This is a genomic window from Pseudomonas sp. LAP_36 (assembly GCF_019456785.1).
In the GTDB taxonomy this organism is placed as follows: domain Bacteria; phylum Pseudomonadota; class Gammaproteobacteria; order Pseudomonadales; family Pseudomonadaceae; genus Aquipseudomonas; species Aquipseudomonas tritici.
Genome location: NZ_JAHZMS010000003.1, coordinates 705,957 through 725,514 on the forward strand (window position 1 = coordinate 705,957; position 19,558 = coordinate 725,514).

Genomic DNA, 19,558 nt, shown 5'->3' on the forward strand with positions numbered 1-19,558 from the left:
TGGCGTGCCTGCTCCCACATTGACCGGGTTCTTTCAGCAAGATTTGTCCTCAATAAACATAAGAAGAGGCACCCCCTCATGCACCCTGAATCCTTCACCGGGCAGGCGTCTTTAGTCACGCCTACCAGAAAGCGTTTTTTCATCATGGTGCTGTTATTCATCACCGTGGTGATCAATTACCTCGACCGCAGCAACCTGTCGATCGCCGCCCCGGCGCTGACCAGTGAACTGGGGATCGACCCGGTGCACGTCGGCCTGATCTTCTCCGCCTTCGGCTGGACTTACGCCGCCATGCAAATCCCCGGTGGCTGGCTGGTCGATCGCGTGCCACCGCGCATCCTCTACACCGCAGCACTGCTGTTGTGGTCCATCGCCACCGTAATGCTCGGCTTCGCCGCCAGCTTTATCGCGTTGTTCGTGCTGCGCATGGCGGTGGGCGCGCTGGAAGCGCCGGCCTATCCGATCAACAGCCGTGTGGTCACCACCTGGTTTCCCGAGCGTGAGCGCGCCACGGCGATTGGCGTCTACACCTCGGGCCAGTTTGTCGGGCTGGCATTTCTCACGCCGGTACTGGCTTGGCTGCAGCATGCGTTTGGCTGGCACATGGTGTTTGTGGCGACCGGTGGCGTGGGGATTGTGTGGGCGGTGATCTGGTACGCGGTGTACCGCGAGCCCAAGGATTTCAAAGGCGCGAACGCTGCGGAAATCGAGCTGATCCGTGAAGGCGGCGGGCTGGTCGACATGCAGGAAAAAACCGTCAAGGCGCCGTTCAGTTGGGTCGACCTGGGCATCGTGTTGAGCAAGCGCAAACTCTGGGGGATCTACCTGGGGCAGTTCTGCCTCAACTCCACACTGTGGTTTTTCCTGACGTGGTTCCCGACCTATTTGGTGAAGTATCGCGGCATGGACTTCATCAAGTCCGGCCTGCTGGCATCGCTGCCGTTCCTTGCGGCGTTTGTCGGTGTGCTGTGTTCCGGGCTTTTTTCCGACTGGTTGATTCGTCGCGGCGCGTCGGTGGGTTTTGCACGCAAGCTGCCGATCATTGGCGGTTTGCTGATTTCCACGGCGATCATCGGCGCCAACTATGTGGACTCGACCGCGTGGGTGATTGCGTTCCTGGCGGTGGCGTTCTTTGGTAATGGCCTGGCGTCGATCACCTGGTCGCTGGTCTCGACTCTCGCGCCTGCACGGTTGCTGGGTTTGACCGGTGGTGTGTTCAACTTCATCGGCAACCTGTCGGCGATTGCCACGCCGATCGTGATTGGCTTTCTGGCCAGCGGTGATTCGTTTGCGCCAGCGATTACCTATATCGCGGTGCTGGCGTTGCTTGGGGCGCTGTCCTACATCTTGCTGGTCGGCAAGGTCGAGCGGATCGAGTTGTAAAAAAATGGGCGACCTCGCGGTCGCCCTCTGCCCTGGGTCATGGCACAGACATTTCGTTGCGGAACACATTCAGCGGGTCCCAGCGCTGTTTGGTGCGGCGCAGGCGGCTTTCGATCATGAGGTCAGGGAAGAAGATCTTGTACCACTGCGGGTTCAGGCCCTTGCTTGGGTCACCGCCAATAAACAGCATGTCGCGGTCCGGGTAATTGATGTAGCACCCCTGGAATTGGGCATTGACCGGAACGCCACTGTCATTGGCGAAGGCTGCGAAAAACAACCCTTGGATCCACTTCTCATGTGCTTGATCCGCCGCGATCTCTTCATCACGCCAATAGCACTGTGGTTGCCACTTCAAGTACGACGAGCGCTGCGCGACTGATGATTCACGGCGGACTGCGGCGCTGGCTTCATTGATCTGCCCACCGAACGACTGGATCTGGATCAGGCTTTGAGTCAGAAATTTCTCAGAGTCATTCCACGTCAGCGTGTCCCAGATCGCCTGCAGCACCGTTGGGGTGAACACGCCTGTCTGGTAAGCCGACTTATACCGGCCACGCTGGTTGGGCCCGGACCCGTTGAGTGTCTGCTGGCAATGCAGCCAATCCATTTGACGTGTGGCCGCCAGCGCCGTCGACAGTGAGTTGATCGTGCGCCCTGCCGGGTTGCTGCGTGGCAGGTGGGTCGTGGGTAGTTGGCTGAGGCATTCGGTGGCGGGAATGCCGATGGCATTGAGCATGGCGGTCACGAAATCATCGAAGGCTGCCCGATCATTCAGCCCGCCATCCTTGTCCACATAATGAACATCCAGGGTGACATTGCCGGTGTTCTGATGGCGCATTTCCAACTTGGTCGCCAGGCCCCAGGTGTCTGGGTGGGCTTGGTTGCGGGCAAACCAGTCCTGATAAGCCGTCAGCAGGTTGTCGAGCGCTGGCTTGGTCAGCAGCGACCAGTCCCACTCCATCACCAGCCACAGCACTTCATTGGGGGCGTCAGGCAAGTCTTCGAAGTAGTAGCTGGTGATAATCCCGAACTGCCCGCCGCCTGCGCCGCAGCACGCGGCAAACAGATCCAGCTCGTCCTGATCTGTGCTATTGCGGGCTACATGCACCGGTATCAGGCCGTCGCCTTGGGCGTTTGGCACGAGCATATCGACACCGCTCAACCAGTCGCACACCAAACCATCCTTGCGCGACAGCAACCCATAGCCGCCCCCGCAGATATGGCCTCCCAGCCCGACCGAGTAACACGAGCCGCCGGGCAGGCTCTTGTTAGCCAATTTGTACAGCGCTACGTAGGCGTCCCAGTTCTGGCCGCCCGCTTCCAGGCGAAAGCTGTAGCGATGAGGTGAGGTGGGTACCAGGTCGGAGCGGATCTGCCCGTTGGCGTCGTACAGCACTTGGTTGAGTTGGCTGATATCCAGAATCGACAGTGCCTCATTGATGCTGTTGGGCATCTTGTTCGACACGAAACCTTCATAGCAATGACCGCCGCTGCGCACGGTGATCCGGCCATTGGGCACCGCCAGCGCCTGAGCGGCTGCGGCGATGATGTCCTGCGGGGTGTAACAAAGGTAAATCAGGTCGGCGCCATTAGGTGCGGATTGACCCTGCACATTGCCCAGTGGCCAGCGCAGGTTGAAGCCTTTTTGTAAGGTTGAGTGGCGGCGGTCCGATGCGGTGATGAGATCAAATGCCATGTTGTACTCCGGGGAGCCAAAGATGACTTCTGATGCGAATAACTTAACGACCGAGAGGCAAGAAATACGTGGCTTGCAGAGGTGGTTAGACGGCAATAGGCATGAAGTGGGTTAAGAGGGGAACGGTGTGTTCCCCTCCAAGCCTAGCGGAAGAAATGCAGCTGTCGCGTGGTCAGTTCAACACGCCATCCAGGATTTCATAAACGACGCCCGTGCCCACGGCGATCAGCACCACATCCGGCCCGGAGCGGCGCCATTCGTAACCCGGGTACACCGGCAGGCGTGCCAGGGCACGGCCGTCAAGGCGTTCGCCGTAGTAGCCACGCGGCAACGGCTGGCCACGCACCAGGCGCACATTCGGCGGTGGCGGTGCGCCACGGGAGAACTGGCCGTGATTGTCGTGGATGATCTGCCGCACCGGGCCGAAATCCTGGGGTGGGCCGCCGCGACGGTTGTCCTGCGGGCCGCGATGCTCGTCGCCACGTTGTTCGTGCTGGCCTGGTGGACCGCCACGGTCAGGGCCGCCTTGGTCGTACGGCGCGGCCTGCACCAGGGCGCTGGCGCCGAGCACCAGCACGCCAAGGCCTGCAATCACGGATTTGGGCATTTTCATCGGGTATTCCTCAGGGCACACACACAAAAAAGGGATCTCGAACGAGGTTCGAAATCCCTTGGTCTTGCTGTTTAGGCTGTGCCCGAGCGGGTTGATTCCTCTGTATCAGGAACTTTACCTACTGGTTACGGGGCCTTTACTTACGGGCGTTACGTACGCCTTCCGACAGCGCCGCGCAGAGGGTCAACACGCCGTCGATGGCTTGTTGGTCATTGCTGGCATTGGCGATGTGATCGATCAGCGCCGAACCCACCACCACACCGTCCGCCAAGCGCGCGATCGCGGCGGCTTGTTCCGGGGTGCGGATACCGAAACCAATGCTGATCGGCAGGTCGGTATGCCGACGCAGGCGAGTCACGGCTTCTTCGACGTGCTCCAGGGTAGCGGCGCCAGCACCGGTCACACCGGCTACCGACACGTAGTACACAAAGCCGGAGCTGCCGTTGAGGACGGTCGGCAGGCGCACGTCATCGGTGGTCGGCGTGGTCAGGCGGATAAAGTCGATACCGGCGGCCTGGGCCGGGTCGCACAGTTCGCCGTTATGCTCAGGCGGCATGTCGACGACGATCAGGCCATCCACACCGGCTTCCTTGGCGTCGGCGATGAACTGCGGCACACCGTATTTGTGGATCGGGTTGAAGTAGCCCATCAACACCAGCGGCGTGTCGTTGTTGTCCTTGCGGAACTCGCGGACCATCTGCAGGGTTTTTACCAGGTTCTGCTTGGCTTCCAGCGCACGGATGTTAGCCAACTGAATCGCCGGGCCGTCGGCCATCGGGTCGGTGAAGGGCATGCCCAGCTCGATCACGTCGGCGCCAGCGGCGGGCAAGCCTTTGAGGATGGCCAGCGAGGTGTCATAGCCAGGGTCGCCGGCGGTAACGAAGGTCACCAGGGCAGCGCGGTTTTGTTCTTTGAGTTGGGCAAAGCGAGTTTGCAGGCGGCTCATCAGTGTTTCTCCTGCTTGGCTGGCTCTTGTAGAGAGTTTTCCATATGGTGCATGACGGTCTGCATGTCTTTGTCGCCACGGCCGGACAGGTTGACCACCATCAGGTGATCCTTCGGCAGGGTCGGTGCGCGTTTGAACACTTCGGCCAGGGCGTGGGCGCTTTCCAGTGCAGGAATGATCCCTTCCAGGCGGCAGCATTTGTGGAACGCATCGAGGGCTTCATCGTCGGTCACCGAGGTGTACTGGACGCGGCCGATATCGTGCAACCAGGCGTGTTCAGGGCCGATGCCAGGGTAGTCCAGGCCGGCTGAGATCGAGTGGGCGTCGATGATCTGGCCGTCGTCGTCCTGCAACAGGAAGGTGCGGTTGCCGTGCAGCACGCCCGGCACGCCGCCGTTGAGGCTGGCGGCATGCTTGCCGGTTTCGATGCCGTGGCCGGCGGCTTCCACGCCGATGATTTCGACGCTGGTGTCATCCAGGAACGGGTGGAACAGGCCCATGGCGTTGGAGCCACCGCCGATGCATGCGACCAGGCTGTCCGGCAGGCGGCCTTCCTGGGCTTGCAGCTGGGTACGGGTTTCCTTGCCGATCACGGCCTGGAAGTCGCGCACCATCGCCGGGTACGGGTGTGGGCCGGCCACGGTGCCGATCAGGTAGAAAGTGTCTTCAACGTTGGTCACCCAGTCACGCAGGGCTTCGTTCATTGCGTCTTTCAGGGTGCCGGTACCGGCCACCACCGGGATCACTTCAGCGCCCAGCAGCTTCATGCGGAACACGTTGGCCTGTTGGCGCTCAATGTCGGTGGTGCCCATGTAGATCACGCATTGCAGGCCAAAACGCGCGGCTACGGTGGCAGTGGCCACGCCGTGCATGCCGGCGCCGGTCTCGGCGATGATGCGTTTTTTACCCATGCGCCGCGCCAGGAGGATCTGGCCAATGCAGTTGTTGATCTTGTGCGCGCCGGTGTGGTTCAGCTCTTCGCGCTTGAGGTAGATCTTGGCGCCGCCGCAGAACTCGGTCAGGCGTTCGGCGAAATACAGTGGGCTCGGGCGCCCGACGTAGTCGCGCTGGAAGTAGGCCAATTCCTCATTGAATGCCGGATCAATCTTGGCCGCTTCGTATTCGCGGGCCAGGTCGAGGATCAACGGCATCAGGGTTTCAGCAACGTAACGGCCGCCGAACGCGCCAAACAGGCCGCTGGCGTCAGGGCCGTTGCGTAGATCGGTCTGGGACTGAGTCATGGGACGCTCCAGGAAAGAATCGGTATGAGAAACAATGAGGGCCACTCTACCCCTGACGGCCTATGCTGAAAACCGATAAGATCGCCGTAACCTGTCAGGAAAACTCACAGATGAGCCGAGACCTTCCACCCCTCAATGCCCTTCGCGCGTTTGAAGCCACCGCGCGGCTGAACAGCGTCAGCCAAGCAGCCGAACAATTGCACGTGACCCACGGCGCCGTCAGTCGGCAGTTGAAGGTGTTGGAGGAACACCTGGGTGTCAGCTTGTTCGTCAAGGATGGGCGCGGCCTTAAACTCACAGATTCCGGCGTGCGGCTACGGGATGCCAGCGCCGAAGCCTTTGAGCGATTAAGGGATGCATGTGCAGAGCTGACCCAGGCCAGCGCTGACGCGCCCTTCGTGCTTGGCTGTTCAGGCAGCCTGCTGGCGCGTTGGTTGATCCCGCGCCTGGGTCGCTTGAATGCGGACTTGCCGGATCTGCGCCTGCACCTGTCGGCAGGTGACGGTGATCTTGATCCTCGCCGCCCCGGCCTGGATGCGCTGCTGGTGTTCGCCGAACCGCCTTGGCCGGCGGATATGCAGGTGTATGAACTGGCCAGCGAACGCATCGGCCCGGTGATGAGCCCGCGTTTTGCCGGTTACGAGCGGTTGCGCGAGGCACCCGCCGCTGCGTTGTGCGATGAAGCGTTGCTGCACACCACATCGCGCCCGCAAGCCTGGCCCAGCTGGGCGCAGCAACACGGCATCAAGCCGGGCGCGTTGAAGCACGGCCAGGGTTTTGAGCATTTATATTATTTGCTGGAGGCGGCGGTGGCAGGGCTGGGTGTGGCGATTGCGCCGGAACCGCTGGTAGCAGAGGATTTGCGGGCGGGTCGCCTGGTGGCGCCGTGGGGGTTCAGTGAAACCCCGGCGCACCTGGCGTTGTGGCTACCCAAGCGCGCCGCAGACGGGCGCGCCGGGCAACTGGCGCAGTGGCTCAAGGTTGAGCTGTTGCGCCAGGCTGATTAGCGGGTAAAAAATCAGTCACCACGTTTGCACAGCAGATAGGCTGCCAGCAGACCCAGTGCGCCGACAGCAACGCCGGCTGTGGTCCATGGGTGCTCTTGCGCGTAGTCACGGGTAGCAACGCTGGTTTCGCGGATTTTGACTTTGCTTTCTTCGTAGGCATCGCTGATCAGATGACGGGAGTGCTTGAGGGCATTCTCGGCATTGCTTTTCAGGGCCTTCAACGTTTTGCGCGACTCGTCGGACGCATCGTCCTTGAGGCTCTCAAGGGACTTGAGCAGGCTCGAAATCTCGGCTTCCATGCTTTCCAGTGACGCTTTGCGTAAAGAAGTGTTGGCCATGTGGACATCTCCTGAAGTGATTGAGTGGCGTGTGTAGATACCGACTGCGGCCTATTCAAAAAGTGCAGTAAATCTGAACTTTCGAGGACGAATCGTCGCCAGAAGCAGTAGGAACATTGACTGCTACGCTCACTAGAGACCTCAGGAGAAACGCCATGTCTGATCATCACACGTACAAGAAAGTCGAATTGGTGGGTTCGTCCACCACCAGCATCGAAGACGCCATCAACAACGCGGTGGCTGAAGCCAACAAGAGCATCAAGCATCTGGAATGGTTTGAGGTGACTGAAACCCGCGGCCATATCGAGAATGGCAAGGTCGCGCACTATCAGGTCACGCTCAAGGTAGGGTTCCGAATTGCCAGCAGTTGATCCTGTGAGTTGAACTTGCTGACTGGCCGATTGCCATAACCTGCGCTACAACGTTGGGGTGCCGATGCGACAGCGTCGGCACGTTCTATTCGATCAGCGTAAGGAAGTAACGGATGAAGAAGTTTCTGTTAGCAGTCGGTCTGTTGAGCATTGCAGGTACAGCCCTGGCGGCGGGCAAGCCATGCGAAGAGCTGAAAAGCGAAATCGCAGCGAAAATCGACGCCAAGGGCGCTTCAGGTTATTCGCTCGAAGTGGTGGATAAAGGCGCTTCTACCGACGCTCAAGTGGTCGGCAGCTGCGAAGGCGGTACCAAGGAAATCGTCTACAAGCGCGGTTAATCTCGTGCTCCAGACATAAAAAACCGACGCGAGTGCGTCGGTTTTTTTTCGCCTCGGGTTTAGCCTTTCATGACTTGCGCGAGCAGCTCATAGGAATGAATCCGGTCAGCATGTTCGTACAGGTCGCTGGTAAAAATCAGCTCATCGGCGCCGGTCTGCTCGATCAACACCTCCAGCTTGGCGCGGATCTTCGCCGGGCCGCCAACCATCGCCAGGCCCAGGAAGCTGCCGACCGCGTCTTTTTCATGGGGCAGCCACAGGCCGTCCATGGTGTTCACCGGCGGGCGCTGCACCAGGCTCTGGCCGCGCATCAATGCAAGGATGCGTTGGTACACCGAGGTGGCCAGGTAGTCGGCCTGCTCATCAGTGTCTGCGGCGACCAGCGGAATACCGAGCATCACGTAGGGTTTGTCCAGCACGGCTGAAGGCTTGAAGTGGTTGCGGTAGACGCGAATCGCTTCATGCATCAAACGCGGTGCGAAATGCGAGGCGAAGGCGTAGGGCAAACCGCGCTCGCCCGCCAGTTGGGCGCTGAACAGGCTGGAACCCAGTAACCAGACCGGCACATTGGTGCCGCTGCCGGGCACCGCAATAACCCGTTGATCAGGCGTACGTGGGCCCAGGTAGGCCATCAGTTCGGCCACATCGTCCGGAAAATCATCCGCGCTGCCGGAACGCTCACGGCGCAGGGCGCGGGCGGTCATTTGGTCGGAGCCGGGTGCGCGGCCCAGGCCCAGGTCGATACGGCCGGGGTAGAGGCTTTCCAGGGTGCCGAACTGTTCAGCGATCACCAACGGCGCGTGGTTGGGCAGCATGACACCGCCGGAACCGACGCGGATGGTCGAGGTGCCGCCGGCCAGGTAACCCAGCAATACCGAGGTGGCAGAGCTGGCGATGCCGTCCATGTTGTGGTGTTCGGCCACCCAGAAACGGTTATAGCCAAACTTTTCCACATGCTGGGCCAGGTCCAGGGAATTACGCAGCGCCTGCGCCGGGCTGCCGTTGGCGCGCACGGGCACGAGGTCAAGGGTCGAGAATTTTACGTCGGACAGCGATTTCATAAGCCTGCTTCTCCAATGGGGGCGCAGGCTTCTTAGACGAACCAAAACCTGCCGCTTCATGTGCATGGTCTATGCAATGAGGGCATATACCCGAGATTCAATAGCGGAATGGAAATTTCCTACTAAATTACTAGGTTTCTCCGACAAGATGAACTTTGCCACGCCAACTATCCTCAGAACCCTTACTGAAGCAAAACCACCGTTCGAGGAGACCGCTATGAGTATCGTTAAAAAAGCATCCGCGCATTGGGAAGGTGACCTGAAGACTGGCCTGGGTTCCATTTCTACGGAGACCGGCGTATTGCGTGAAGCACCTTACGGCTTCAAGGCCCGTTTCGAAGGCGGCAAAGGCACCAACCCTGAAGAATTGATTGGCGCGGCCCACGCTGGCTGTTTCTCCATGGCGTTTTCCATGATTCTCGGCGACGCCGGGCTCAAGGCTGACAGCATCGACACCCAGGCTGACGTCACGCTGGATCAGGTCGAGGGTGGTTTTGCGATCACCGCCGTGCACTTGACCCTCAAGGCCAAGATCCCAGGCGCGAGCCAGGCGCAGTTCGATGAGCTGAGCAAGAAGGCCAAGGAAGGATGCCCGGTGTCCAAGGTGTTGAATGCGACCATCACCCTGGATGGCACGCTGGTTAACTGACACAGCAGATCCAATGTGGGAGCTGGCGTGTGTGGGAGCCAGCTCCCACACTTAGTTATGCGTTAAATCAGAACTCGTGTTTCACAAATGTGGTCCTATAGCCATTGCAGCCTTAGCCGCACACTCGTGCGCAATGCATTCAGGGAGCTTCACACATGAAACGTTTTGCCTTGGCGATCATCTGCGGTGTATTGGCCACATCGGCTGTGGCCGCTCCGAAAGATTGTGAAGAGCTCAGGAAAGAGATCGAGGTAAAGATCCAGGCCAAGGCTATTCCCTCCTACACCCTGGAAATCATTACCGCCGAAGAAGCCAAGAATCACGACAGCGCCATGCTTGTCGGTTCGTGCGAAAACGGTACCAAGCGTATCGTCTACCAGAAGAACAACGACTGATCAGATGCAGTTGACGCTGCGTTCTTCCGCGAGCAACTGACGTGCCGAGTCATACAGCCGGATATTAGGTGTGAAGGCCAGCGAGCGCCCTTCCAGCACATAGCGTTGGCCAGCCTGGAAGTGGTCGTATTGCAGGGTCATGAAGCAGGTGCGATACATCATCGAGCTGAGTCCGCCCAGGCCACCGCCTGCGGGCACTTCAAAATCGAAGCGCACCATTAATTCGTGACTGCCGGGCGGCATTTGGAAGTAACGCCCATCATTCAGGTTCTTACCGTCCAAACGCTGTGCCATCACCAGCCTGGACCCCGGCGTCGGCGTCGTGAAATCGACCCAGGCCTGTTGCGGGTCTGCCGGTGGCACAGGGGTTGTGGTGCAGGCACTGAGGAACAGGGCGGCGACGGGAAGCAAGAGCTGACGCATGGCAGGCACTCAACGGGATGAGAGAATTAAGCCTGGCGCCGACGGCAACAGACTCCCTATGAGTATAAACACGTCATGCCATGGAAAAATTCCACGCAGGCGCGATAGTCTGGCGGGCAGATTTCCCAGGAGCGGTCGGGGCATGGTCAGGCGTTTTCTTCCAGGGCTGATGGTGGTGGTGCTCAGCGGCTGCTCGAGCGTGAGCTATTACAGCCAATTGGCGAGTGGCCAGTGGCAATTGCTGCGGGCCCGGGAGCCAGTGGCGCAGGTTATCGCCGACCCTTTCCGCCCACCGCTGCTGCGCGAGCACCTGGCACAATCACAAAAAGCGCGAACGTTCGCCAGTGAACATCTGCGCCTGCCTGACAACCAGAGTTACCGGCTGTACGCCGATATCGGCCGGCCTTATGTGGTCTGGAATGTCTTCGCCACGCAAGAATTTTCCCTTTCACCTGAAACCCATTGCTTCCCCATTGCCGGTTGCGTGGCCTATCGCGGCTACTACAACCAGGGCGCGGCGCGGGGCGAGGCGGCGTTGTTGAAGCAGCGGGGCATGGATGTGTCGATTGGCGGCGTCGAGGCTTACTCCACGCTGGGTTGGTTCAACGACCCGATCATGAATTCGATGATGAATTGGGGCGATGAACGCCTGGCCACGCTGATTTTTCATGAGCTGGCGCACCAGCGCTTCTATGTGAAGGACGACACCGAGTTCAATGAGTCGTTTGCCACGTTCGTTGAGCAGGAAGGCACTCGCCAATGGCGAGCCGCGCGAGGTTTGGCACCGCTTAGCAACGCATCACTGCAGCAGCGCGACCAATTTATCCGCCTGATTCTCGACACCCGTAAACGCCTGGAAGCGCTCTACGCCAAGCCCTTGGCGGCCGACGTGATGCGCCAGGCCAAGGCCGCGCAGTTCGAGCGCTTGCGCAGTGATTACCGACAATTGCGCGATAGCCAGTGGGGCGGTGATAAGCGGTATGACGCCTGGATCAACCAGCCGATGAACAATGCGCGGCTGTTGCCGTTTGGGTTGTATGACAGGTGGGTACCGGCGTTTGCGGCGTTGTTTGCGCAGGAGGGTGGGGATTGGGTGAGGTTTTATGCGGCGGTGGAGAAGATGGGCGGGTTGCCGGTGGAGCAGCGTAGAGCAGCGTTGAAACAGTTGGAAGGTGTTGGGCTTTAGGGCCTCATCGCAGGCAAGCCAGCTCCCACAATAGACCGATTTCCAGCATGAGAATGCGGTCGAATGTGGGAGCGGGCTTGCTCGCGAAGGCTATTTCAGCTGCGCGGCATAAACGCCTGATGCATCTCGGCCAATGTCTCAAAATGCCAAGTCGGCGCCTCGGCATTCAACTCCTCGAAACTGCCAAACCCATACCCCACCGCCGCCGAATCCAGCCCGTTGCTGCGCGCGCCGACCAGGTCATGCTTGCGATCACCAATCATCAAGGTGGTGGCCGGGTCCAGGCCTTCCTCACTGATCAGGTGGGCGATTAACTCGACCTTATTGGTGCGCGTGCCGTCCAGCTCGCTGCCGTAGATCACTTTAAAATGCCTGGCAAAATCGAAGTGCCGGGCGATCTCGCGGGCAAACACCCAAGGCTTGGACGTCGCCACATACAGTTGGCGGCCCTGGCTATTCAAGTCCTCCAACAGTGGCATCACGCCGTCAAACACGCGGTTTTCGTACAATCCGGTGACTTTGAAACGCTCGCGATAGAAATTCACCGCCTCCCAGGCCTTGGCTTCATCAAAGTCGTAGAACTGCATAAAGGCTTGCAGCAACGGCGGGCCGATAAAGTGTTCCAGCTTTGTCAGGTCCGGCTCGTCGATACCCAGCTTGCCGAGGGCGTACTGGATCGAACGGGTGATGCCCTCGCGTGGGTCGGTGAGGGTGCCGTCCAGGTCAAACAGGACGGTTTGGTAGGGCAGGCTCATCGGTCGAATCCTTCAGCCAGGTGCAGGTCTTTGAGCTTCACGTAGTTGGCGGCGCTGTAGGTGAAAAAGGCGCGCTCCTTGTCAGTCAATGCGCGGACTTGTTTAACCGGGCTGCCAACATACAAAAAACCGCTTTCGAGCTTCTTGCCCGGTGGCACCAGGCTGCCGGCGCCGATGATCACGTCATCTTCCACCACCGCGCCGTCCATCACGATGCTGCCCATGCCGATCAGGATGCGGTTGCCCACGGTGCAGCCGTGCAGCATGACTTTGTGGGCGATGGTCACATCGTCGCCGATCAACAGCGGGAAACCGTCCGGGTTGAACGGCCCGGCGTGAGTAATGTGCAATACGCAGCCATCCTGCACGCTGGTGCGCGCACCGATACGGATGCGGTGCATGTCGCCACGAATCACGGTCAGCGGCCAAACCGAGCTGTCGGCGCCGATTTCGACATCGCCGATCACCACCGCCGAAACATCGACAAAAGCCCCGGCGCCCAGGGTTGGCGTGTGGTTCTGATAGGTGCGAAGGGTCACGATAGCCTCTCTCTCTTCTGCTGATAGCTGCGGTGGGTGTTGATTGTAATTAAGATGGCCCCATCTTTGTCTTATCAGTTTCTTCAGCCAAGGTGCCAACCGTGAGCGCGAACAACCCTCTTCTGCAGTCCTACGACCTGCCGCCGTTCTCGGCGATCCGTGCCGAGCACGTCCAGCCGGCCATCGAACAGATCCTTGCCGATAACCGTGTTGCCATCGAAGGCATCCTGCAAAGCCAGGGGAAAAATCCGACGTGGGCCGGCCTGGTCCTGGCGATGGATGAATTGAACGACCGCCTGGGCGCCGCCTGGAGCCCGGTCAGCCACCTCAACGCCGTGTGCAACAGCGCTGAACTGCGCGAAGCCTATGAAGGCTGCCTGCCCGCGTTGAGCGCCTATTCCACCGAGATGGGCCAGAACCGCGCGCTGTTCCAGGCTTTTGAAGCCCTCGCCAATAGCCCGGAAGCCGCCGGTTTCGACGTGGCGCAAAAAACCATCCTGGAACACGCCCTGCGTGATTTCCGCCTGTCGGGCATCGATTTGCCGCCGGAACAGCAAAAGCGCTACGCCGAAGTGCAAAGCAAGCTGTCCGAGCTGGGCAGCAAGTTCTCCAACCAGTTGCTCGATGCTACCCAGGCCTGGACCAAGCACGTTACCGAGGAAGCCACGCTCGCCGGCCTGACCGACTCGGCCAAGGCGCAAATGGCTGCCGCTGCCCAGGCCAAGGGCCTCGACGGTTGGTTGATCACCCTCGAATTCCCCAGCTACTACGCGGTAATGACCTACGCCCAGGATCGCGCGCTGCGTGAAGAAGTCTACGCGGCGTACTGCACCCGCGCGTCGGACCAAGGCCCGAATGCCGGTCAGAACGATAACGGCCCGGTGATGGAACAGATCCTCGACTTGCGTCAGGAGCTTGCCCAATTGCTGGGCTACGCGTCCTTCTCGGAGTTGAGCCTGGCCACCAAAATGGCCGAGTCCAGCGACCAGGTGCTCAGCTTCCTGCGTGACCTGGCCAAGCGCAGCAAACCGTTTGCCGCCCAAGACCTGCAACAGCTCAAGGCTTACGCCGCCGAACAAGGCTGCACCGACCTGCAAAGCTGGGACAGCGGTTTCTACGGCGAGAAGCTGCGTGAGCAGCGTTACAGCGTGTCCCAGGAAGCCCTGCGCGCCTACTTCCCCATCGACAAGGTGCTCGGCGGCCTGTTCGCGATCGTCCAGCGTCTGTACGGCATCGAGATCGCCGAGCAAAAAGGCTTCGACACCTGGCACCCGGATGTCCGCCTGTTTGAAATCAAGGAAAACGGCCAGCACGTCGGCCGCTTCTTCTTCGACCTGTACGCCCGCGCCAACAAGCGTGGCGGTGCCTGGATGGACGGCGCGCGCGACCGTCGCCGCACCGTAGACGGTGTACTGCAAAGCCCGGTGGCCAACCTGGTGTGCAACTTCACCCCGGCCGACAGCGGCAAGCCTGCCCTGCTGACCCATGATGAAGTCACCACGCTGTTCCACGAATTCGGCCACGGCCTGCATCACTTGCTGACCCGCGTCGAGCATGCCGGTGTGTCCGGCATCAACGGCGTGGCCTGGGATGCGGTGGAGTTGCCGAGCCAGTTCATGGAGAACTGGTGCTGGGAGCCGGAAGGCCTGGCGCTGATCTCTGGCCATTACGAAACCGGCGAGCCGCTGCCCCAGGACCTGCTGGAAAAAATGCTCGCGGCGAAGAACTTCCAGTCCGGCCTGATGATGGTGCGCCAGCTGGAATTCTCGCTGTTCGACTTCGAACTGCATGCCACCCACGGGGATGGCCGCAGCGTGGCGCAAGTGCTGGAAGGCGTGCGCGATGAAGTCTCGGTGATGCGTCCGCCGGCCTACAACCGCTTCCCCAACAGCTTTGCGCATATCTTCGCCGGGGGTTATGCGGCGGGTTACTACAGCTACAAATGGGCTGAAGTGCTCTCGGCGGATGCCTTCTCCAAGTTTGAAGAAGACGGCGTACTCAATGCCGAAACCGGCCGTGCTTTCCGCGAGGCGATCCTGGCTCGTGGCGGTTCCCAGGCGCCGATGGTGCTGTTCGTCGACTTCCGCGGACGTGCGCCGTCGATTGACGCACTCTTGCGCCACAGCGGCCTGAGTGAGGACGCGGCAGCATGAGCGAAGGGCCTGTGATTACCAAAAAGCAATTCATCGCCGGGGCGGTCTGCCCGGCGTGCAGCGAGCCGGACAAGTTGAAAATGTGGACCGAGGACAACGTGCCGCATCGCGAGTGCGTGGCCTGCGGTTATACCGACACACTGAATGACCAGGGTCTGTCGGTGCCCAAGGAATTGGGTACGCGGGTCAACACCTCAGCGTTGAAAGCGCCGGCTGATCCTAAAATTCAAGCCGTACAGTTTTTCCCCAACCCGAAGCTGAAAAAAGAGTAGGCGTCATACGCTGATCTAATGTGGGAGCAGCTTGTGTGGGCGCTGGCTTGCCTGCGATAGCATCACCTCGGTCTGATAGGACGACTAAGGTGTTTGCATCGCAGGCAAATCAGCTCCCACACAAGCTGCTCCCACTTTTTTGCCTGCATTTATTCGACTTAGGTCGCTGAATCGATTCCCCTTATCCTTAGCCTGCTATCATTTGTAACTATTGATTGCCAAAAAGCTCACTAGAAGCTGATAACCCGTGACCAAATGATGAGGTGCCACCATGTCTGATCAAGATCAAGACAACCCCCGGCGTGACTTTTTGCGCAAATCCTTGACCTTGATCCCGGTGGTCACGGTTGCCAGCACCGGCCTCGGCGGCTCGATGCTGATGGCTACGCCAGAGCCAGCGCAGGCCGCGCCCGCGAAGCCTGCGGCCAGCGACAACGCCTATGAGCCTACGTATTTCACCGCCGAGGAATGGGCGTTTATCAATGCCGCCGTCGAGCGCCTGATTCCCGCCGATGCCCAAGGCCCAGGTGCCCTGGAAGCGGGTGCACCGGAATACATCGACCGCCAGATGAATACGCCTTACGCCAGTGGTGCCCTGTGGTTCATGCAAGGCCCCTTCAACGCTGACGCACCGCCCGAGATGGGCTGGCAGAGCAAATTGGTACCCAAAGAGATCTATCGTCTGGGCATTGCCGCGACGGATGCATGGTCGAAGGCGTTCAACGGTAAAGCTTTTGCTGCGCAAGACAGCGCTACCCGAGACGATATGCTGCGCCGCCTCGAGGCTGGCGGTAGCGAAGTTGCTGCGCATTTCGAGACGGTGCCGCCGAAGATGTTCTTCAACTTGCTGCTGCAAAATACCAAGGAAGGCTTCTTCTGCGACCCGATCCACGGCGGTAACAAAGGCATGGTCGGCTGGACCATGATTGGTTTCCCCGGCGCTCGCGCCGACTTCATGGACTGGGTTGAACGCAACGAGCAATACCCCTTCCCGGCAGTTTCTATCCGCGGTGAGAGGGCATAAACGTGGCGACCATCATGAAGAAAGTAGATGCAGTGATCGTCGGCTTCGGCTGGACCGGCGCGATCATGGCCAAGGAGCTGACGGAAGCGGGCCTCAACGTGGTCGCGCTGGAACGCGGGCCTATGCAGGACACTTACCCGGACGGCAACTATCCGCAGGTCATCGACGAATTGACCTACAGCGTGCGTAAAAAACTCTTCCAGGACATTTCCAAAGAGACGGTGACCATTCGCCATAGCGTGAATGATGTGGCGCTGCCTAACCGTCAGTTGGGTGCGTTCTTGCCGGGCAACGGCGTCGGCGGTGCGGGCCTGCACTGGTCGGGCGTGCATTTTCGCGTCGACCCGATCGAGTTGCGCATCCGCACCCATTACGAGGAGCGCTATGGCAAAAACTTCATCCCCAAGGACATGACGATCCAGGACTTCGGCGTGAGCTATGAAGAGCTGGAGCCGTTTTTCGACTACGCGGAAAAAGTCTTCGGCACCTCCGGCCAGGCCTGGACGGTGAAAGGCCAACTCGTCGGTGAAGGCCGTGGCGGCAACCCCTATGCGCCTGACCGTTCCAATCCGTTCCCGTTGGAATCACAGAAAAACACCGTCTCCGCACAACTGTTTCAGAAAGCGGCTAGCGATGTGGGTTACAAACCCTACAACCTGCCGTCGGCCAATACCTCGGGGCCGTACACCAACCCCTATGGTGCGCAGATGGGCCCGTGCAACTTCTGTGGTTTCTGCAGTGGCTATGTTTGCTACATGTACTCCAAAGCCTCGCCGAACGTGAACATCCTGCCAGCTTTGCGCCAGGTACCGAATTTCGAACTGCGGCCTAATTCCCACGTGCTCAAGGTCAACCTCGACAGCACCAAGCGCAAGGCCACCGGTGTGACGTACATCGACGCCCAGGGCCGGGAATGCGAGCAGCCGGCAGACCTGGTGATCCTCGGCGCATTCCAGTTCCACAACGTGCGTTTGATGCTGCTGTCCGGAATCGGCAAGCCTTACGACCCGATCACCAATGAAGGTGTGGTGGGCAGGAATTTCGCCTACCAGAACATGGCGACCATCAAGGCGTTCTTCGACAAGGACACCCACACCAACAACTTCATCGGTGCGGGCGGCAATGGCGTGGCCATTGATGACTTCAACGCCGACAACTTCGACCACGGGCCTCACGGCTTTGTGGGCGGCTCGCCGATGTGGGTCAACCAGGCCGGTAGCCGACCGATTGCCGGTACGTCCAACCCGCCGGGAACCCCGGCCTGGGGCAGCGCGTGGAAGCGCGCGACCGCCGATTACTACACCCACCAAGTGTCGATGGATGCCCACGGCGCCCATCAATCCTACCGGGGCAACTACCTGGATCTGGACCCGGTTTATCGGGATGCCTACGGCTTGCCGCTGCTGCGGATGACGTTCGATTGGCAAGAAAACGACATCAAGATGAACCGCTTCATGGTCGAGAAAATGGGCAAAGTCGCCGAAGCGATGAACCCCAAGGCGATTGCCGTGCTGGGCAAAAAGGTCGGTGAGCACTTCAACACCGCGTCGTACCAGACCACCCACCTCAACGGCGGCGCAATCATGGGCACCGACCCGAAAACCAGTGCCTTGAACCGTTACCTGCAGTGCTGGGATGTACACAACGTGTTTGTGCCAGGCGCGTCCGCTTTCCCACAAGGCTTGGGCTACAACCCTACCGGCCTGGTGGCGGCGCTGACCTATTGGTCGGCCCGGGCGATCCGCGAGCAGTACCTGAAAAACCCCGGCCCACTGGTTCAGGCATAAGGAGCGATGACCATGAAAGCAATTGTTATCGCGACGTTTGCCCTATTCAGCAGCTGCTCGGTAAGCGCGGCTGAGACCGATCTGGTCAAGCAGGGCGAATACCTGGCCCGCGCCGGTGACTGCGTGGCCTGCCACACCGCCAAGGGCGGTAAACCGTTCGCCGGCGGCCTGCCGATGGAAACCCCCATCGGCGTGATCTATTCCACCAACATCACGCCGGACAAGACCGGCCTGGGCGACTACAGCTTTGAAGACTTCGACAAGGCCGTGCGCCATGGCGTCGCCAAGAGCGGTAGTACGCTTTACCCGGCGATGCCCTACCCGTCTTACGCACGTGTCAGCCAAAGCGATATGCAGGCGTTGTATGCGTATTTCATGAAGGGTGTTGAACCGGTCGCCCAGGAGAACAAGGACAGCGATATTCCCTGGCCACTGAGCATGCGCTGGCCGTTGGCGGCGTGGCGCTGGATGTTTGCGCCCGAGGTGGCGGACTACCAGGCGCCCGCCAATGCTGACCCGGTGATCAGCCGTGGTGCTTATTTGGTGGAAGGCCTTGGCCACTGTGGCGCGTGCCATACGCCACGGGCTTTGACCATGCAGGAAAAAGCCCTGAGTGCCACTGATGGCAACGCGTTCCTGTCTGGCAGTGCGCCGTTGGAGGGCTGGATCGCCAAGAGCCTGCGCGGCGACCACAAGGACGGCCTCGGCAGTTGGAGCGAGGAGCAGCTGGTGCAATTCCTCAAGACCGGCCGCAGTGATCGCAGTGCGGTGTTTGGTGGCATGAGCGATGTTGTGGTCCACAGCATGCAGTACATGTCGGAAAATGACCTGACGGCTATCGCCCGTTACCTCAAGAGCCTGCCGGCGGTAGACCCCAAGGACCAGCCGCACCAGTACGACAAGCAGGTGGCTGATGCCCTGTGGAAAGGTGATGACAGCAAGCGAGGTGCGTCGGTGTACATCGACAACTGTGCGGCCTGCCACCGTACTGACGGCCATGGCTACACGCGGGTGTTCCCGGCGCTGGCGGGCAACCCGGTATTACAGACGGCGGATGCCACGTCGTTGATCAACATCGTGTTGAACGGCGGCACGTTGCCGGCTACGCACGCGGCGCCGTCGACCTTCACCATGCCAGCATTTGCCTGGCGCCTGTCGGACCAGGAAGTGGCGGATGTGGTCAGTTTCATTCGTGGCAGCTGGGGCAACCAAGGCGCGCCGGTGAAAGCCAGCGAAGTGGCGGACCTGCGCAAGAACGATATGCGCACCACCTCGGGTGACGACCTGGGACAGGTCACTCAAAAGCACTGACCGCCAAACGGCACTGGTCAGAAACCTTGCGCCTCGATACTGTATATAAAAACAGTGCCGAGGCGTTTTC

General features: G+C 59.9%; 21 protein-coding genes. 12 read left to right on the forward strand and 9 right to left on the reverse strand.

Going from position 1 to position 19,558, the window contains the following annotated elements:
* Positions 1-78: 78 nt before the first annotated feature.
* On the forward strand, positions 79-1,383 hold the full coding sequence (locus JBO08_RS14315) for an MFS transporter (protein WP_065875603.1): 1,305 nt from the start codon (positions 79-81) through the stop codon (positions 1,381-1,383).
* A gap of 37 nt (positions 1,384-1,420) precedes the next feature.
* Here the strand turns inward: JBO08_RS14315 and JBO08_RS14320 are convergent, their stop codons facing one another.
* From JBO08_RS14320 to trpB, 4 genes are all read right to left on the reverse strand, one after another.
* Positions 1,421-3,079 carry a BBE domain-containing protein gene (locus tag JBO08_RS14320; protein WP_065875604.1) on the reverse strand — a complete coding sequence of 553 codons (1,659 nt, stop codon included), beginning with the start codon at positions 3,077-3,079 and terminating at the stop codon, positions 1,421-1,423.
* A gap of 172 nt (positions 3,080-3,251) precedes the next feature.
* Positions 3,252-3,692: an anti-virulence regulator CigR family protein gene (locus tag JBO08_RS14325; protein WP_065875605.1), complete on the reverse strand. Its 441-nt coding sequence runs from the start codon at positions 3,690-3,692 to the stop codon at positions 3,252-3,254.
* A 136-nt stretch (positions 3,693-3,828) separates the two neighbouring features.
* Positions 3,829-4,638: a tryptophan synthase subunit alpha gene (trpA, locus tag JBO08_RS14330; RefSeq protein ID WP_065880353.1), complete on the reverse strand. Its 810-nt coding sequence runs from the start codon at positions 4,636-4,638 to the stop codon at positions 3,829-3,831.
* Positions 4,638-5,879 (reverse strand): tryptophan synthase subunit beta, encoded by a 1,242-nt coding sequence (gene trpB, locus JBO08_RS14335; protein ID WP_220074640.1) that lies wholly within the window; start codon positions 5,877-5,879, stop codon positions 4,638-4,640. The genes trpA and trpB overlap by 1 nt, the downstream gene beginning before the upstream one ends.
* Positions 5,880-5,989: 110 nt before the next feature.
* On the opposite strand from trpB, the gene JBO08_RS14340 reads away from it, so the two are divergent.
* On the forward strand, positions 5,990-6,886 hold the full coding sequence (locus JBO08_RS14340) for a LysR family transcriptional regulator (protein ID WP_065875672.1): 897 nt from the start codon (positions 5,990-5,992) through the stop codon (positions 6,884-6,886).
* An 11-nt stretch (positions 6,887-6,897) separates the two neighbouring features.
* Here JBO08_RS14340 and JBO08_RS14345 read toward each other — a convergent pair whose 3' ends face one another.
* Positions 6,898-7,224, reverse strand: a complete 327-nt coding sequence (locus JBO08_RS14345; RefSeq protein ID WP_032885107.1) for a YqjD family protein — start codon at positions 7,222-7,224, stop codon at positions 6,898-6,900.
* A gap of 155 nt (positions 7,225-7,379) precedes the next feature.
* Here JBO08_RS14345 and JBO08_RS14350 point away from each other — a divergent pair, with 155 nt between their 5' ends.
* Positions 7,380-7,595: a dodecin gene (locus JBO08_RS14350; protein ID WP_049710778.1), complete on the forward strand. Its 216-nt coding sequence runs from the start codon at positions 7,380-7,382 to the stop codon at positions 7,593-7,595.
* 113 nt (positions 7,596-7,708) lie between these two features.
* Positions 7,709-7,933, forward strand: a complete 225-nt coding sequence (locus tag JBO08_RS14355) for a DUF1161 domain-containing protein (protein ID WP_049710777.1) — start codon at positions 7,709-7,711, stop codon at positions 7,931-7,933.
* Positions 7,934-7,992: 59 nt separating this feature from the next.
* Here the strand turns inward: JBO08_RS14355 and JBO08_RS14360 are convergent, their stop codons facing one another.
* Positions 7,993-8,994: an LLM class flavin-dependent oxidoreductase gene (locus JBO08_RS14360; RefSeq protein ID WP_065875608.1), complete on the reverse strand. Its 1,002-nt coding sequence runs from the start codon at positions 8,992-8,994 to the stop codon at positions 7,993-7,995.
* A gap of 217 nt (positions 8,995-9,211) precedes the next feature.
* Here JBO08_RS14360 and JBO08_RS14365 point away from each other — a divergent pair, with 217 nt between their 5' ends.
* Both JBO08_RS14365 and JBO08_RS14370 read left to right on the forward strand, forming a co-directional pair.
* A complete protein-coding gene (locus JBO08_RS14365; RefSeq protein ID WP_065875609.1) occupies positions 9,212-9,643 on the forward strand; it encodes an OsmC family protein in 432 nt (143 codons plus the stop codon).
* A gap of 155 nt (positions 9,644-9,798) precedes the next feature.
* Positions 9,799-10,038 (forward strand): DUF1161 domain-containing protein, encoded by a 240-nt coding sequence (locus JBO08_RS14370; protein WP_049710774.1) that lies wholly within the window; start codon positions 9,799-9,801, stop codon positions 10,036-10,038.
* Here JBO08_RS14370 and JBO08_RS14375 read toward each other — a convergent pair whose 3' ends face one another.
* Positions 10,039-10,461, reverse strand: coding sequence for a hypothetical protein (locus JBO08_RS14375; protein ID WP_065875610.1), 423 nt, complete (start codon positions 10,459-10,461; stop codon positions 10,039-10,041).
* A gap of 142 nt (positions 10,462-10,603) precedes the next feature.
* Between JBO08_RS14375 and JBO08_RS14380 the strand changes: the two genes are divergently transcribed.
* Positions 10,604-11,647, forward strand: a complete 1,044-nt coding sequence (locus JBO08_RS14380) for an aminopeptidase (RefSeq protein ID WP_065891271.1) — start codon at positions 10,604-10,606, stop codon at positions 11,645-11,647.
* A 95-nt stretch (positions 11,648-11,742) separates the two neighbouring features.
* On the opposite strand, the gene JBO08_RS14385 is transcribed toward JBO08_RS14380, so the two are convergent.
* Positions 11,743-12,402, reverse strand: coding sequence for an HAD family hydrolase (locus JBO08_RS14385; protein WP_065875612.1), 660 nt, complete (start codon positions 12,400-12,402; stop codon positions 11,743-11,745).
* Positions 12,399-12,941 (reverse strand): gamma carbonic anhydrase family protein, encoded by a 543-nt coding sequence (locus tag JBO08_RS14390; protein WP_065880357.1) that lies wholly within the window; start codon positions 12,939-12,941, stop codon positions 12,399-12,401. The genes JBO08_RS14385 and JBO08_RS14390 overlap by 4 nt, the downstream gene beginning before the upstream one ends.
* A 101-nt stretch (positions 12,942-13,042) precedes the next feature.
* Here JBO08_RS14390 and prlC point away from each other — a divergent pair, with 101 nt between their 5' ends.
* The 5 genes from prlC (at position 13,043) to JBO08_RS14415 (ending at position 19,488) form a co-directional block, all read left to right on the forward strand.
* On the forward strand, positions 13,043-15,094 hold the full coding sequence (gene prlC, locus JBO08_RS14395; protein WP_065880358.1) for an oligopeptidase A: 2,052 nt from the start codon (positions 13,043-13,045) through the stop codon (positions 15,092-15,094).
* Entirely contained in the window at positions 15,091-15,366 is a 276-nt protein-coding gene (locus tag JBO08_RS14400) for a YheV family putative zinc ribbon protein (RefSeq protein WP_049710768.1), read from the forward strand. The genes prlC and JBO08_RS14400 overlap by 4 nt, the downstream gene beginning before the upstream one ends.
* A 271-nt stretch (positions 15,367-15,637) precedes the next feature.
* Positions 15,638-16,390 (forward strand): gluconate 2-dehydrogenase subunit 3 family protein, encoded by a 753-nt coding sequence (locus JBO08_RS14405; protein WP_065875615.1) that lies wholly within the window; start codon positions 15,638-15,640, stop codon positions 16,388-16,390.
* A gap of 2 nt (positions 16,391-16,392) precedes the next feature.
* Positions 16,393-18,177 carry a GMC family oxidoreductase gene (locus JBO08_RS14410; protein WP_065875616.1) on the forward strand — a complete coding sequence of 595 codons (1,785 nt, stop codon included), beginning with the start codon at positions 16,393-16,395 and terminating at the stop codon, positions 18,175-18,177.
* A 12-nt stretch (positions 18,178-18,189) separates the two neighbouring features.
* Positions 18,190-19,488, forward strand: coding sequence for a cytochrome c (locus tag JBO08_RS14415; RefSeq protein ID WP_220074639.1), 1,299 nt, complete (start codon positions 18,190-18,192; stop codon positions 19,486-19,488).
* Positions 19,489-19,558 lie beyond the last annotated feature (70 nt).